The sequence below is a fragment of the Candidatus Poriferisodalis sp. genome (assembly GCF_965204125.1).
Lineage (GTDB): Bacteria > Actinomycetota > Acidimicrobiia > Acidimicrobiales > Poriferisodalaceae > Poriferisodalis.
Window position 1 is genome coordinate 1122146 of record NZ_OZ241968.1, and the last position, 13842, is coordinate 1135987.

16 protein-coding genes are annotated in these 13842 nt (G+C 68.7%); 8 read left to right on the forward strand and 8 right to left on the reverse strand.

Annotation, left to right across the window (positions count from 1 at the left end):
* Positions 1 to 154: 154 nt before the first annotated feature.
* Entirely contained in the window at positions 155 to 814 is a 660-nt protein-coding gene (locus ACOGXD_RS05200) for a DUF6338 family protein (RefSeq protein WP_419916848.1), read from the forward strand.
* A 335-nt stretch (positions 815 to 1149) separates the two neighbouring features.
* Positions 1150 to 1407, forward strand: a complete 258-nt coding sequence (locus ACOGXD_RS05205) for a hypothetical protein (protein ID WP_419916849.1) — start codon at positions 1150 to 1152, stop codon at positions 1405 to 1407.
* 67 nt (positions 1408 to 1474) lie between these two features.
* Here ACOGXD_RS05205 and ACOGXD_RS05210 read toward each other — a convergent pair whose 3' ends face one another.
* A complete protein-coding gene (locus tag ACOGXD_RS05210) occupies positions 1475 to 2131 on the reverse strand; it encodes a GNAT family N-acetyltransferase (RefSeq protein WP_419916850.1) in 657 nt (218 codons plus the stop codon).
* 203 nt (positions 2132 to 2334) lie between these two features.
* Here ACOGXD_RS05210 and ACOGXD_RS05215 point away from each other — a divergent pair, with 203 nt between their 5' ends.
* From ACOGXD_RS05215 to ACOGXD_RS05225, 3 genes are all read left to right on the forward strand, one after another.
* Positions 2335 to 2523: a hypothetical protein gene (locus ACOGXD_RS05215; RefSeq protein WP_419916851.1), complete on the forward strand. Its 189-nt coding sequence runs from the start codon at positions 2335 to 2337 to the stop codon at positions 2521 to 2523.
* A gap of 79 nt (positions 2524 to 2602) precedes the next feature.
* Positions 2603 to 2749: a hypothetical protein gene (locus ACOGXD_RS05220; RefSeq protein WP_419916852.1), complete on the forward strand. Its 147-nt coding sequence runs from the start codon at positions 2603 to 2605 to the stop codon at positions 2747 to 2749.
* A 95-nt stretch (positions 2750 to 2844) separates the two neighbouring features.
* Positions 2845 to 3423 carry a hypothetical protein gene (locus ACOGXD_RS05225; RefSeq protein WP_419916853.1) on the forward strand — a complete coding sequence of 193 codons (579 nt, stop codon included), beginning with the start codon at positions 2845 to 2847 and terminating at the stop codon, positions 3421 to 3423.
* 53 nt (positions 3424 to 3476) lie between these two features.
* Here the strand turns inward: ACOGXD_RS05225 and ACOGXD_RS05230 are convergent, their stop codons facing one another.
* Both ACOGXD_RS05230 and ACOGXD_RS05235 read right to left on the reverse strand, forming a co-directional pair.
* Positions 3477 to 5102 carry an RCC1 domain-containing protein gene (locus tag ACOGXD_RS05230; protein WP_419916854.1) on the reverse strand — a complete coding sequence of 542 codons (1626 nt, stop codon included), beginning with the start codon at positions 5100 to 5102 and terminating at the stop codon, positions 3477 to 3479.
* 165 nt (positions 5103 to 5267) lie between these two features.
* On the reverse strand, positions 5268 to 6608 hold the full coding sequence (locus ACOGXD_RS05235; protein WP_419916855.1) for a PDZ domain-containing protein: 1341 nt from the start codon (positions 6606 to 6608) through the stop codon (positions 5268 to 5270).
* A 71-nt stretch (positions 6609 to 6679) separates the two neighbouring features.
* On the opposite strand from ACOGXD_RS05235, the gene ACOGXD_RS05240 reads away from it, so the two are divergent.
* The 3 genes from ACOGXD_RS05240 to ACOGXD_RS05250 all read left to right on the forward strand — a co-directional run bounded on the left by ACOGXD_RS05240 (position 6680) and on the right by ACOGXD_RS05250 (position 9203).
* Positions 6680 to 6904 carry a hypothetical protein gene (locus ACOGXD_RS05240; protein WP_419916856.1) on the forward strand — a complete coding sequence of 75 codons (225 nt, stop codon included), beginning with the start codon at positions 6680 to 6682 and terminating at the stop codon, positions 6902 to 6904.
* 55 nt (positions 6905 to 6959) lie between these two features.
* Positions 6960 to 7736, forward strand: coding sequence for a HEAT repeat domain-containing protein (locus tag ACOGXD_RS05245; RefSeq protein WP_419916857.1), 777 nt, complete (start codon positions 6960 to 6962; stop codon positions 7734 to 7736).
* Positions 7737 to 7889: 153 nt separating this feature from the next.
* Positions 7890 to 9203, forward strand: coding sequence for a hypothetical protein (locus ACOGXD_RS05250; RefSeq protein WP_419916858.1), 1314 nt, complete (start codon positions 7890 to 7892; stop codon positions 9201 to 9203).
* A gap of 119 nt (positions 9204 to 9322) precedes the next feature.
* Here ACOGXD_RS05250 and ACOGXD_RS05255 read toward each other — a convergent pair whose 3' ends face one another.
* From ACOGXD_RS05255 to ACOGXD_RS05275, 5 genes are all read right to left on the reverse strand, one after another.
* Positions 9323 to 10687 (reverse strand): hypothetical protein, encoded by a 1365-nt coding sequence (locus tag ACOGXD_RS05255; RefSeq protein ID WP_419916859.1) that lies wholly within the window; start codon positions 10685 to 10687, stop codon positions 9323 to 9325.
* Positions 10688 to 10811: 124 nt separating this feature from the next.
* Positions 10812 to 11771, reverse strand: a complete 960-nt coding sequence (locus tag ACOGXD_RS05260; protein ID WP_419916860.1) for a rod shape-determining protein — start codon at positions 11769 to 11771, stop codon at positions 10812 to 10814.
* A 34-nt stretch (positions 11772 to 11805) separates the two neighbouring features.
* Entirely contained in the window at positions 11806 to 12423 is a 618-nt protein-coding gene (locus tag ACOGXD_RS05265; RefSeq protein WP_419916861.1) for a hypothetical protein, read from the reverse strand.
* Positions 12420 to 12890 carry a molybdenum cofactor biosynthesis protein MoaE gene (locus ACOGXD_RS05270; protein WP_419916862.1) on the reverse strand — a complete coding sequence of 157 codons (471 nt, stop codon included), beginning with the start codon at positions 12888 to 12890 and terminating at the stop codon, positions 12420 to 12422. Before ACOGXD_RS05270 ends, ACOGXD_RS05265 begins: the two co-directional genes overlap by 4 nt.
* Positions 12890 to 13837, reverse strand: a complete 948-nt coding sequence (locus tag ACOGXD_RS05275) for an NAD-dependent epimerase/dehydratase family protein (RefSeq protein WP_419916863.1) — start codon at positions 13835 to 13837, stop codon at positions 12890 to 12892. The genes ACOGXD_RS05270 and ACOGXD_RS05275 overlap by 1 nt, the downstream gene beginning before the upstream one ends.
* Positions 13838 to 13842: the final 5 nt, after the last annotated feature.

Below are 13842 nucleotides of genomic sequence, written 5' to 3' on the forward strand. Positions count from 1 at the left end.
GAGCCTCACGCCAGGGATCACCGCGCCCGCGTCGTCACGGCGCCTCGAGCCGAACAGCGCCAAGCCGGCTGTGCGCGAAGTGCACGCATCGCATCGACGTCCTCATACAAAAAATCACGTGCTTCCGCTTGCGACGTCGTGCGAAACTCCCCGAATGTCCGCGTTGGCCGTCGCAACCCTGCTGCTGTTGATTCTGCTGGTCCCCGGCGTTTTCGCAGCGTGGGGCTACGAGCAGTCGAAGGAGATCTACTCCCGCCGACTGAGGGACTGGTACGCACGGCTCGCCGCACTCACGGCGCTCTGCGTCGCAGCTCTCGCATGGCCTCTGTACTGGCTGTGGACCGAGTACTGGGATCAGTTCGCAGCTCGGGAGTCCCTTCCGCGCTGGCTCGTCGTCGTGCCGTTCGCGTACATCGGATTGCCGGCGCTGGCGGGGTGGCTACTCGGCCTGTGGTCAGCCCAGCTCGGCCAGTGGTCGTGGTTCAAGAGTCGGCGCAGCGCTCCGACGGCATGGGACTACCTGTTCAGCGAACGCGAATCAGGATTTGTGCGTTGCCGGCTGAAGTCAGGCCGATGGGTCGGCGGGCATTACAGCCGCTATGCGTACCTTTCCTCCTACGCAGGACTCCACAGTGCCGAGCGCGACATCTACATCGCCGAAGCGGTCCATCTCGACCAAGTTGATGGGATGCCCCTATGGCATCAGGGACCATCAGGTGAGACGATGACACTGGTGGGAGGCGGAATTCTGGTGAAGTGGGAAGACATCGAGGAATTAGGATTCGCATCCACCCACGAGTTGATCCCCGAGTAGGCATGGGATACGAGACGTGAGCGAGCCAGCAACGAAGACGAAGCGCGTGGCGAAGTCACAGCGGGTTTCAAAGGCCTCTCGTGCGGCAAAGACTAGGCGGGCCACCAAAGCGCAGCGATCCGCCAGATCGACTCGATTCGAATACCGCGGGGGCGCGATGCCGCGTACCGAGGTGCCGACTGAGAAAATCCCACGCGACTTCTTCCCGCCAGTCCCCGCCGAAGCGACCACTCCCCAACCGCACGACGCCCAGTCGACGAACGAGACCAAGGCCAGCTAGCCAGGATTGGTCTTAACTCTTGGCCCTAGCAACGGTTCAACGAGGAGACCAACCCATGGCCAAGTCGATCGGCTTTCACAGCCTGTTCCAGAACGGACAGGCGAAACAGGCTCTGGAGCGCTACGGCGAGATATACGATGACGACGACTCCGAGATCGAGCGGCTCTTCGATGCGCTCGCCGACGGCGGGACGGTCTATATGCCCCTCGGCGACTACGGGTTCGGACGGCGCTTCGGTTGGGTCGAGGATTGCCACGCCGATCCTGACCAGCCAGCGGAACTGGTGCATCACCTCGGCGCGGAGGGCATCTAGCTGGGCGCCCCAGTCTTTGCGGTCGGACTCTCGTTGGGCTGCCTCCGTTTCGCTGGGGCAGAAGGGCTCAGTCGCCGAGTTCTCGGATCATGCGCAGCTCGGCAGGCACACCATGAGTGTGCGGATCCGGGGCGATCGTGCGGGCGACCGTCTCGAAGCCGAGTGTCTCGTAGAACCGCACAGCCGGATTGTTCTCGAACACATCGAGATGGACGCTGGCGAGGCCCGCGGCGGCGGCCCGCGCAGCGGCATGCTCGAGCAGTCGGCGTCCAATGCCGCCCCCACGCCGTGAGGGTGCCACTGCAAGCATGTCCACGTAGTAGGCGTCTTCGGGGATCTTCGGGATCAGCCAGCGTGCGAGACGACGCCGCCCGCGAACGCCGAGCAGCACGCTCGCGGCGAGTGCGCCTTCGGCGGCCATGGTCTCCCATGCCGATTCGAGTGCGACAGTCCGGGCTTCCATGTCAGCGGCAGTGCCTCCGAATTCGACCCCGACGGGCTCGACCTCAGCGGCAGCGGCCAAGTCGAATGCTGCATACGCTGCGTCGAACCCGGCCAAGGTGCCGGCGGTCGTCCACGAGACACCGAGCATCTTGTCGAACAATGCTCGTCCGCCGAACTGGTAGCTGAATGTCTCTGGGCCGGTGGAGAACAGCAGATCGAGTACCGGCGCAGCGAAATGCGCTCGCTCATGACGTTGCACTCGCCGGATCGTGACCGTCACCGCCCCACGCTGCCACATCTGCCGTGGAGACAAGGCTCTGGAGCGCTTCGGCTGGGTCGAGACCGATTCGGCGTGTCCTGGCTCCTGAACATCACCTGACCGGCCGTCCCCCGCTGACCCATGGCGGCGTGGTGGCGCAGGTGTGGCGGGGCGGTTCAGGGCGTCAAGCCCGGCTGGCGAAAGCTCTGCTGGGTACTCGCGTTGTGCCGCTCAACGATGAGCTGGGCCGCCGGGCAGGTGTGTTGCTGGCGCGGACAGGCCTTGTCGATGCCATCGATGCCGCGCTCGTCGCCCTGTGCCGTGGAGGCGACCAGATATTGACCTCTGACCCTCACGACATAGCGGCGCTCGCCGACGCGGCCCGCATCGACATCGACATCGTGCGCGCATAGCTACCAGCTCGCGCCGGGCCCAAGACCTGCCGGGCAGCGCTGCGAGGCCGCGGCCGAGTGTTGCCAGACGGCCCCCGAAGTGCTGGGCGAGCGCGGCGAGGTAGGCGTCGGTCACTTGGCGATGCCCGATGACGCCGGCGAGCGTTGTGGCGTCGAAGCCGATCTCGTCTGCCCAGAACACATGCTGGGGAAGCGACTGCACCTGTCGCATGGCAGGTTCCGCTGAATCGGACGCGATTGCCACGTAGTCATGACTATTTTCATCTAGCTTGATCGCTTCGACGACGCCCGCCCTCGACGGTGAGCACAAGGAGAGTGGTGATGAGGACAGCGAGAGCAGGGGCCTGTGCCGTGCTTGCAGCCGGGCTGCTGGCGGTGGCCGCAGGACCCGCGGTGGCAACGAACGACATGACGATCACCGGCGTGTGCATGAGCTATTCGCTGCACTACGAGGTCTCCTTGGACAACGTGGGCAACACGCCAGGCGCCACCTTGCACCCCGACACCGAAACGCCGGTGACCTTTGAGGTGGATCCGGCAGACGCCAGATTCATGGCGTACGGCGAGCGCTGGGATCTGCACTCCAATGGTCAGCAGTTCGTTTCCAACGACAAGACTGAACCCGTCACCGGTTCGACCTCGTGCGCTTCCTCTTCACCGTCGACCCCGAAATACACAGCGGTCGAGACCAAGTCCATTGCCGTGGTGAACGCCTGGTTCGCCGCCGAGGAAGGCAGGACGCGTGCTTCCGGCTACACGGCTGTGGCGCAGGCATGGAACAGCTACTGCGCTGTGGAGAAGGGCTGCACCGACACGCTGCCGACGAGTCCAGCGGCCTACTGCACGGAACTCGGGATCACGGGCACGGGCTTCGAGCTTGTCGGCGGCTATGTGTGCTGATGGGTTGACGTGATATGAGCGCTGATCTTCGCCGGCCTCACGTGACGCAGTAGCTAGCTCATCGGCGGGGTGGCTCGGCCCCCGCGGTTGTCTCCCCAGCAGTGGATGGTGCCGTCCTCGGCCAGTCCGCAGGTGTGCAAGCCGCCAGCAGACAGTGCGACAAACGGCACGACGTCACCGTTTTGATTCTGGACTACGTGGGCGTTGCCCTCACCGCCGCCTGTGACTTGGCCGTGCGAGTCCTCTCCCCAGCAGAACACGGTGCCCAAGGCGATCCCGCACGCGTGGCGGCCCCCGGTCGACACCGCAGTAATGGCGCCCTGCGGGATGCTGATCCTCGCCGGCCCCCCGCCTTCGTAGATCGCACCCCAGCAGGTGACCGTGCCGTCGCCGTGCCGCACGCACACTTGGGGGCCGAGATGCGCCGACAGCTGCGCGAAGTCTCCCGATCCGCTGCCCGTCAGCAGTCCCCAGCAGAAGAACATGTCGTTGGTCGCCGCCAGCCCGCACGTGTGGAACTCCCCGGCCGAGACCGCTGCGAACTTGCCGACATTCGGCGTCGACTGGCCGTCTTCGTCCAATCCCCAGCACGCGACGGTGCCGTCGGAGCGCAACCCGCATGTGTGCTGCCCGCCCACAGACACAGCAGTGAACGTGCCCTCGGGCGGGCTGGACTGGCCGAACTCGTCCGAACCCCAGCACGCGACGGTGCCGTCGGAGCGCAGGGCGCACGTATGGTGCCCGCCCGCAGACACAGCAGTGAACGTGCCCTCGGGCGGGCTCGCCTTGCCCTCGACATTCGAGCCCCAGCACACAGCGGTGCCGTCGGAGCGCAGGGCGCACGAATGCTCGAACCCCGACGACAGCGCCGTGTAGGTCACGGTGCCCTCCTCGGTGGCCTCAGTGGGCTCCCCTTGGGCGATGCGGCGTGCCTGGGTGCTGACGAGCTGTGCGGTGTGCCAGCGATCGTCGCCGGCTATCCGGGTCAACGAGTGGCTCAGCCCTTCGAACTTCTCTTGGGGCACCGCGTCGAGGCCGCCCACGACGTAGCCCACCAAGGCTCTGCCGGTCCCCGTGACGCTCGCCCGCTGCCGCTGATCCTCGGGCCAATCGGCATCACGCGGCCCGGTGACGATGATGCAGTCGGTGCCGATCACGCCGGCCAGCGTCACGGCGCTGTACAGGTCGGACTGCGCCGCCTCGTCAGAGGCCACCAAGATCGCCACGTCGCCAGTGCAGTCGGTCGTCGGGTCTTCGGCGCCCGCCGACGCCTCGACTGTGCCTGTGTCGGCGCCGCCGGCAGAGATCAACGCCTGCGCGCCCGCCAGGCGAGCCGTATGCCAGCGGTCGGTGCCGGCCAGCCGGGTCAGGGCATGATCGGCCACCTTGGCATCGGGCACTGCTGCGCTGCCGCCGACGATGAACCCGCCGTCTGCAGCAGCTTCCAAGCGAGCGAGCTGCGCCTCTGGCATGGGTTCGTCTCGCGGTCCAGCAAGCACGACGCATCGGGTATCCAGCACCCCTGCCAGGGTCACGGCGCTGTACAGATCCGACTGCGCCGGGGCGTCGGATGCCACCACGATCGGCACCTTGTCCGTGCAGTCCGTCTCGGTGTAGCTCGGCGGCGGCAGTACCGCCTCCTGGCCATGTGCTCCCGCGGGGCTCGCAATCGCCAGCATCGATGTCGCCACAACGAGCGCGCTCCAGGCGGCGGACTGACACCGCCGACGCTTCGTGCCCGGCATTCCGAAGACACGGGCAGCTGGGGAACGTCGTCGGCACAAGTGCATCGGTGCAATCTAGTGATGCAATAGTGGTTGTAACTATTTCAATGGCCCAGACATCTAGCGCCGGTGGGCTTCGATGGCGGCGAGGGCTTCTTCGAGGGTTTCGACGCCTACGACGGCGACTGACGGCTCGGCCACGGCTACTGCTTCTTCCACCTGGGCGGCGGGCACGAGGAAGAGGTCGGTGCCGGCTCGCACGACGGCGTGGGACTTCTGCGGCACGCCGCCGATCGGGCCGACGCTGCCGTCGTGGTGGATGGTGCCGGTGGCGGCGACGTCGAGGTTGCCCGTGAGCGGTTCGGGCGTGAGGGCGTCGATGACCGACAGCGTGAAGGCCAGGCCGGCCGAGGGGCCGCCGATGTTCTCGATGTGGAGCCGCACGTCGATGGGCGGCTCGGCGAATTCGACGTGGGTGGTGACGATGACGCCGAGCAGGGCGACGCCGTCGCGGTCGGCCAGGGTGACGGTGACGGTGCGGGTCTGGCCGTCGGGGGCGAGGGCGGTGAACGTGGCGGTGGCGCCCGGCTCGTGGGCCTTGACCGTGTCGGACAGCTGCTGCGCCGTGGTGATGGCCGTGTCGCCGACGGCTTGCACGATGTCGCCTTCGCGCAGTGCGTCGTCGGCCGGGGCGTCGGGCATGACCCGCTCGATGCGGGCGCCGATGGGAGTCATGATCTCGTGGCCCAGGTGCTCGAGTGCGACGGCCACGGCCACCTGGGTGGACTGGTCCATCTGGAGGCGGCCGGCGTCGCGGTTCTCGGCCACGGTGCGCTCGCCGAGGATGTCTTCGATGTCGACCACTTCGAGGGCGCCGTCGAGCCAGCCGCCGATCACTTCGAACAGCGACGGGGCGAAGCTGGTGCGGACGCTGACGAGGGAGATGGTGGCGTCGGAGGCGTAGGCGGGGTGGTCGCGGACGTCGACGAATTCCTCGATGTCGGCCGTGTGGCCGGGGGCGATGATGGCCTTGTCGTTGAGCGTGACGGTGAAGCCGGTGAAGATGAGGAGCGCCAGGACGAGCATGCTCCCAATGAAGGCGTTGGAGCCGCGGGAATACTGGCGGGGGCGCGGGTGGCCCGAGCGCGTGGGGGCGGGGTCTGGGTGTTCGGCCGGGTCGGCTGCGGTGGTGGCGGTGTCGATTGCGGGAGCGCCGGTGTCGGCAGTGTCGGCGGCGGGAGTTTCGGCGGCGGGAGCGGGCGCGGCGGTTTCGGCGGCGGGAGCGGGAGCGGCTGGCGCCGCGGTGTCGGCGGCGGGCGGCAGGGCGAAGCCGAGGTCGTCAAGTGAGCCAGCGAGGGCGCGCCAGCCGAGGTCCGGGCCATCGTCGGACCCATCGTCGAGCCGGTCGTCGGGACCGTCGCCGGGATCGTCTTCCGGCAGGCCGCCGGTCGTATCGGTCACAGGCGCACAGCGTGCCATGCGCCTTGGCGAGGGCACGCGCGGTGGGGTCGCAGATGGGGCATATTGGGCAGATGGAACCGGGGCGCATCGAAGCGCAGCGGGTCGAGCCGGGGCACTTGGAATCTGGGTGCACAGAACCGGGGCGGTGGCCATACAAGCCCACTGCGATCTGGCGCAAGCTGGTTGCAGTGCTCGGGTTGGGGGCGTTCACAGCGATCTGTGTGATTGCCCTGGTGGCGCTGGTGCTGGTCGGCGCAGTGGTAGGTGCGTTGGTGCTCGAAGCGCTGATCGGGTGAGCAGCAATGAGGCCACGGGCTACGAGCGAGAGCACTGGCGCTGGTCTGATGACTTGTGGGTGAGCCCGCGGACGGTCTCGGTGATCTCTTGATGGCAGGCGATGACAGCAGGGCGGAGGGCGAGGCGTACGCACGCCGGCTGGAAGCGGTCGTGGCGGGTCATCGGGGCGAGGCAGCCGTGGCGGAGCGGCTGTTGGACGACGACGATCCGGGCGTGCGGGCGGCGGCGCTCGGAGCGCTGGCTCGGTGCGGGGCGCTGCAAGCGGAGCAGGTCAGGCGGGCCTTGGGGGACGAGGCGGTGGCGGTGCGGTGCCGGGCCGCGGAGCTGGCGCCGCCCGATGTCGAGCTCGTGGAGCTGCTGAGCGATCCGGATGCGTCGGTGGTTGAGGTGGCAGCGGCGGCGCTCGGCGAGCGTGACCGGGATCCTGGGTCAGTCGAGGACTTGTGCCGGGTGGCGGGCGGCCATGACGATCCGCTGTGCCGGGAGAGCGCTGTGGCGGCATTGGGGGCGATCGCTGCTGGCTTGGACGCCGAAGCGGGCGCGCCCCAGGAGGCTGCCGCCGACCCAGTGGCCGGACCGGGTGCGACCCCCACCGCTGCGGCAAGCAAGCAGGCCGAGCCAGGTGCGGCGCACGTCGCTGCCCGTGGGATGGCGCTCGAGATGTTGCTGGCCGCCATGGACGACCGGCCGCAGATCCGCCGCCGTGCGCTGCTCGGGCTGTACCAGTTCGACGACGACCGGGCCGCCGATGCCGTGCGGGCAGCGCTCGAGGATCGTGACCGCCAGGTGCGGGCCATCGCCGGCGAACTGCTCGGCGTGCCCGTGCGCTGAGCGGGGTCGCTCGACGCCAACGCAACCTCAGTCGGCGGGCCGCACATACCACCCCGACCCCCTGCGACACCGGTTCAAATCATTCCCTCTCATTTCTGTTTGTTCGATTGTTTTCAGTCATTCGTGTCACACCCCGCTTCTACGGTTGTTCCCATGTTGAGAAGCGGTTCTGGCAGCGCCGAGGCAACCCCGACAGCCCCCCGACCCATCGATCTCACGACCGATCGGCCAGGAATGCTCGTGTTGCGGCGCCTCGACCGGGGTGAGCTCACGCTGCTGCGCCGGGACGAGCTGGTCAATGCGCTGGGTGATATCGAACAGCTCGCCAACCGGCTGGCGGGCTACCGGGCCGAAGTGCTCGGCGCGCTGCACGAGCTGAGCCGCTCGGGCGTGGCTCCGGATCCGATGCCACATCTGACGTTGCGGGACGCCACCGGCGTATCCGAGCGGGAAGCACGCCGGCTGTGCCGCGTCGCGAGCAAGGCTCGCGAGCACGCAGCCGTTCTGGACGCGCTGGCGGCGGGCGACATCAACGCCGATCAGGCTGAATCACTGTGCGACGCTCGCGTCCCCGACGAGGTGCGCACGGAGCTGGTGGCCGCTGCCGCCTCACACGACACCGACACCACCCGTCGATGTCTACGCGAAGCCGAAGCCACACACGGCGTCGAGACGCCGACCGAGCGATTCCTGCGCCAGCGCGCGGCTCGGGGCGCTGGATGGGGCCGCGATCACGAAGGAATGCTCAAGCTGTGGGCAACGTTCGATCCGGAGACGGGAGCCGGCATCGAAGCGGCGCTCGAACCGCTGCGCCGCGCCCTGTGGCAAGACGACAAGCACCAGCGCACACCGGCGCAACGCGACGCCGACACGCTCGCGTACGCGCTGGCTGGCGTCACCCTCACCGAGCAGGACGCCGCTGCGGTCGACCGTCTGCATGCACGCGCATGTCGCGACGGGCATGCCGAGCAGGCGCAGCGGCTGTCTCCCGCGCAGATCAGCGTGCTCATTGGCCTTGATGCGTTGCGCGGCCACACCGACCAGGCCGGCGTCACCGACGCCGGCACCGAGCTCGCGCCGGAGACTGTGCGGCGCCTCGCATGCGACGCCGAGATCATTCCGATCATCTTGGGCGGGCGAGGTGGATCCGCCGACATCGGCTGGGCACGACGCACCGTGCCGTTGCGGCTCAGGCGGCTGCTTATCGCACGCGACAAGCACTGCCAGTGGCCGGGTTGCCATGCGCCCCCCTCGCGCTGCGATGCGCACCACGTCGTCCACTGGGCCGACGGCGGCCCCACCAATCTCGACAACCTGGTGCTGCTGTGCCACACCCACCACCAGCACCTTCACGAGCACGGTTTCGAACTCGTTGTGGGCCCCGACGGCTGGACGCCAGGGCAAAAGGCCGTCGAGCGTCGGAAGGTCGAGCAGGGAGCCTATGTCCGACAACCGAGGGCCCCGTGACCCGCTCGGGCCGGGCCAGAACTGAAGCCGGACCAGAACCGCGGCCGGACCAGAACCGCGGCCGTACCAGAACCGCGGCCGTACCAGAACCGCGGCATTCTGAGAGAACGAGACGCCAGCTAACCCACGTCGCTCAGGCGGTCTCGCAGCAGTTCCACCAGGTGAGTCACATCGACGGCAAGCACTTGGCGCAGCCCGAGCTCGTCGGCGGCGACATCGCTGCGGCCGTGGAGACGGAGGGTGCGCAGCGGTCCGCCGCCGATCGGCTCGGAGATGTCCATGCCGATGCGAGGCACGCCGGGCAGCGTGTTGCGGTCAGGGTCGACCGGATCGACCTGCGGAGCGAGAGCGACGAGCCGTTCCCGGCTCACATCGCCGGCAGCGACCGCTTGCTCCAGCAACAGGTGCAGGCGCAGCTGTGACAGCCATCCGGCCCGTACCCGGGGGTCTGCCAGCGGGCGGCCGTCGGGCTGAGTGGGCGACGCAGGCTGCGTGAGCGGCTCGGTTGCGGTGTCGGCGTGGAACCTCGTCCAGTCGGCGGCGAACGCATCCATCACGGCGGAGCGGCCGGTCTGCCAGGGCGGGGCGGGGTCGATAAGCAGCTCCACCTGTCCTGGCAGCTCAAGGCCAGCGGCCAGGGTGGAGCGTCGTACGACGGTCAGGTTCGGCGGGAGCCGTTCGAGCACGTGGATTGCTCCGGGCTCGGCCGCCTCGACGAGTACGTACCCGCACTGGCGGTCGCTGACCGCGTCGGTGACGTCGAAGACGGACGCGTCCAGATCGAGCACCTCGATCTCGCCCACGTCGAGGTCGAGCATTGCCGGCACCGTCTCACGGGCAGCGCCTGCGGCATAGGCCGCCGTGGCGACCCGGCGGCCCGGGGGTGAACCGTCGACGATGACGCACCAGGTGGCGCCTGGTGCGCTCGCTCGGAAGCGGTTCAGCAACGCCACGGTGGTCAGCTCGACCGGCGCGGCCGATGTGAGCACCCAGTCCAGATCCTCGCCGGCCAGCGTGGCCACGGCCGGCACTACCGGCAACGGCAGCCCGGCCGTCACGTCGGCGGCGTCGATCACGCTGCTGACGTAGGCCAGCGCTGCGACATCCCATTCACCGATTGCGGCGGCGCCGCCGTCGCCAAGTGCAGTGGCGTCGCCCGCCGATGTGCCAACGGCGTCGAGGTGTTTCACCGACAGCTCAACCGGGTAGAGCCCGGCGATGCCGCCGCGGGCATTGACGCCGGCCCAGTAGGCCTGCACGCCGGCGAGCGCCGCACTCTCAGCCTCCGCAGCAGCGGCCGTCAGGTCAACCAGCACGCCCAGCGTGAACACGCCGGCGTCATAGCCGTGGGCAGGAGCAAGCTGCGGCTGCACCGGCGGGCTGACCTCGGGGAGCGATTCCGAGCAGCCTGCGGCGAGCAGCACCGCTGCGAGCAGCGCCGCAGCCCGACGCACCGCCAATCGCGCCAGCACAGCGTTCAACACGCGCCGAACTCCATCGACTCAGCCTCGTGCAGGCCTCGTCGTGTCACACCCCCGCGAAAGCATGACCTCATGAACAGCAAACCGATGAGCACGCCCAACCAGCGTGCCCCACCGCCGGGACGGATCAGCGGCCGGGAATCGTGTGCGAAGCGTGGAGCGACTCGAAGTTCTCGAGCGCCCGGCCAGCGCCCAGCACAACCGTCTCAAGCGGCGACTCCGAGCGCAGCACGGGCACACGTGCCTCGGACGCGATGCGCTGGTCAAGGCCCTGCAGCAGCGAGCCGCCGCCGACCATGAGGGCGCCGGTGTGGATGAGGTCTTGTGCCAGCTCGGGCGGCGCCTCGCCCAGGCACTCCAGGACAGCTTCCACGATGAGCTCGACCGTGTCGGCCAATGCGGAGCGCACCTCGGTGGGGGTGATGACGAAAGTGCGGGGCAGACCCGTCGACAGGTCACGGCCCTTCACCTCGGCGTCGAACTTGTCGTCGACCGGCCATGCCGAGCCGATGCTGATCTTCAGTTCCTCCGCCGTGCGCTCGCCGATGGCGATGCCGTGCACGCGGCGGGAGTAGTTCATCAGCGCGGTGTCGAAGTCGAACGATCCCACACGGACCGCACGCAGCGATACCAGGCCGCCGAGCGACACCATGGCGATCTCGGCGGTGCCGCCGCCGATGTCGATCACCAGGGAGCCGGTGGGTTCGTGGATCGGCAGGCCCGAGCCGATGGCCGCAGCGATCGGCTGCTCGATGAGCCGGACGTCTGACGACCCGGCACGCCGGGCCGCCTCGATCACCGCTCGCCGTTCGACCGGGGTGATCAGCGACGGCACGCAGACGGCGACACGGGTGCGGCCGAAACGGCCGACGCCGACGCCCTGCAGGATGAGCCGGATCATGCGCTGGGTGATGTCGAAGTCGGTGATGGCGCCATGGCGCAGCGGCCGCGCAGCGATGATGTAGCTCGGCGTGCGCCCGATCATCTGCCAGGCCTCGCGCCCCACCGACAGCACGTCGCCAGAACGCTCGTTGAGCGCTATGACCGACGGCTCGTTGAAGACGATGCCGCGCCCCCGCTCGTACACCAGCGTGTTCGCGGTGCCGAGATCGATCGCCAGGTCACGAGCCAGAACGATGCCTCTGGTTGGGCCTCTGGTTGGCGGAGATCACGCGGTCGTGCCGCCGTTCGGCTTCGAGTGGGCGGGGTACCGCCCGACGGCTCCGCCGCTCGCCTGGCTGCAGCGGGAGCTCTTCGAGGTCGGCGCTCAGCGGCGGCAGCAGCGGCACCGAGTAGTCGCGCTCGACCAGCCGGATGCTGGCCGGCGCTGATGGCTTCTGGACCGGAATGAGTGCTCCAGGCCTTTGTGCCGCTCGCCGAATTCGGCGTCGGCCGCGCCGCCCGTCGATTTCGGCGTCAGTCGTCGCGGCAACGGCTGGCTCGATCGCGGCAGCGGTATGACCGGCGTGCTCGGCGTCGTCGGACACGGCGTCAGCAGTGCCGGGTGCTTGCTCGCGGGAACTGCTGCCTCTGCGCCTGCGCATCGCCCGAACGAGTCCCGGTGTGCCCGCTGGCATGTCCTGCGAATCGGGAGGGGCGATCGACTCGAGCTTGCGCCGGAACAGCCCTGTCTCGTCGTCGGTCGCCTTCTGGTGCTTGATGCGAGCGCCGATGCCCAAGACGACCATCCCCAGCAACGGCACCACGATTGCGATCGCCAGGAACAACAGCGGGCTCATGACCGGGGCACCTGCGCGATCGGCTGCGACTGCAGGCCCCAGTCGGTGCCGGCGTCATGATGCTCCTGCTTCCAGATCGGCACCGTGGCCTTCAACGTGTCGATGCCGAACCGGGCAGCTTCGAATGCTTCACCCCGGTGTGGTGCCGAGACAGCCACCACGACCGAGCTTTCCTTGAGACTCAACATGCCCACCCGGTGCAGCAGCGCCACCTTGCGCACGCTCGGCCACCGCCGACGCAACTCGGCGGCAATGTCGGCAAAGCGAGGCGCCACCTCCGACTCGTACGCCTCATACACCAGCTGGGTCACACCCGTGCGGTGCTCGGCATGATCCCGGACCGTGCCGGAGAACAGCACGACCGCTCCCGCCGCCGGATCAAGCGCCCATGCATAGATGGCGGCAATCGGCAGCTCGTCGTGAGTCAGTTCCACCCACGTGTCGGCATGGATCCCGTCGGGCGACATCATCGCAAAGCGTAGGAGCGCCGGAGCCAGGCCGCGGCAGCCCAGCCGCCTGCCGCCACCGCGGCCCCCGCGCCGACCAGCGTGGCGTACTGGCGCTGGCGAGCATTGAGGTCGTCCCAAGGCATCCCGACGTCGGCGATCACGAACGCCTGGGCGCTGCTGTAGCGGGGTTCCCAGCCCTCCGCCCGCAGCCGGTCGTTGGCCACCACCCAGCTGTAGCGGGTGTACGGGAGCAGTCCTTCGGGCGCCGCGTGGCCCACCCGCCGGGCCACGTAGCGGTCGAGCCGCTTGGGCAGCGGCATCGGCAGACGGATCTTGGGGCGAGCCCCCAGCAGCGCCCGCAGCTCTCCCGGCGACAGCCACCCGTCGGGAGCCACGTTGAACACGCCCGACAGCCGGCGCTGCGTGGCCAGCACCACAGCAGACGCCAGATCGTCGAGGTGGAGGAACTGCACCGGCGGGTCGTCGCTGCCCGTGCGGATCGGGGCCGCGGCCAGCATCGCCTCGCCGATCGGGCCGCCCAGGCCGCTCGACACCACCGGCGCCGGCCGCAGGATCGCCACCGAGCGATCACCCTGATCGCACCACTCCAGCACCATCCGCTCGGCGTCGGCATGATGCACAGCCCACGACGCCTCCAGGTTGGGGCGCACGGGCAGATCCTCCGAGATCGGCGTGGGATGGTTCGGCCAGGCCCCGTACACGCTGGCGCTCGACACCATGGTCAGGTGCCGCACGCCGTGGGCCGCGGCCAGCACCCGCCGCACCCGGTCGGAGGTCACCTCCCGGGTCAGCCGCAGGTGCACCAGCACCTCGGCGCCGCCCAGGTCGTGCTGACGGTCGGCATCGGCGGCGTCGACGTCGAGCACATCGAACGACTGGGCCAGCCACTGAAGCACCCGGGCGCCGATCACGCCGCCTGCACCCGACACGGCAATCCGGCTCATACCCC

What these genes read in the sequence shown, in the direction of transcription:
- ACOGXD_RS05205 (WP_419916849.1), top strand. Translation starts at nt 1,150, where the DNA reads ATGGCCAAGTCGATCGGCTTTCACAGCCTGTTCCAGAACGGACAGGCG.
- ACOGXD_RS05275 (WP_419916863.1), bottom strand. Translation starts at nt 13,837, where the DNA reads ATGAGCCGGATTGCCGTGTCGGGTGCAGGCGGCGTGATCGGCGCCCGG.
- ACOGXD_RS05250 (WP_419916858.1), top strand. Translation starts at nt 7,890, where the DNA reads ATGTTGAGAAGCGGTTCTGGCAGCGCCGAGGCAACCCCGACAGCCCCC.
- ACOGXD_RS05265 (WP_419916861.1), bottom strand. Translation starts at nt 12,423, where the DNA reads ATGAGCCCGCTGTTGTTCCTGGCGATCGCAATCGTGGTGCCGTTGCTG.
- ACOGXD_RS05200 (WP_419916848.1), top strand. Translation starts at nt 155, where the DNA reads ATGTCCGCGTTGGCCGTCGCAACCCTGCTGCTGTTGATTCTGCTGGTC.
- ACOGXD_RS05270 (WP_419916862.1), bottom strand. Translation starts at nt 12,890, where the DNA reads ATGTCGCCCGACGGGATCCATGCCGACACGTGGGTGGAACTGACTCAC.
- ACOGXD_RS05225 (WP_419916853.1), top strand. Translation starts at nt 2,845, where the DNA reads ATGAGGACAGCGAGAGCAGGGGCCTGTGCCGTGCTTGCAGCCGGGCTG.
- ACOGXD_RS05230 (WP_419916854.1), bottom strand. Translation starts at nt 5,102, where the DNA reads ATGCTGGCGATTGCGAGCCCCGCGGGAGCACATGGCCAGGAGGCGGTA.
- ACOGXD_RS05240 (WP_419916856.1), top strand. Translation starts at nt 6,680, where the DNA reads ATGGAACCGGGGCGCATCGAAGCGCAGCGGGTCGAGCCGGGGCACTTG.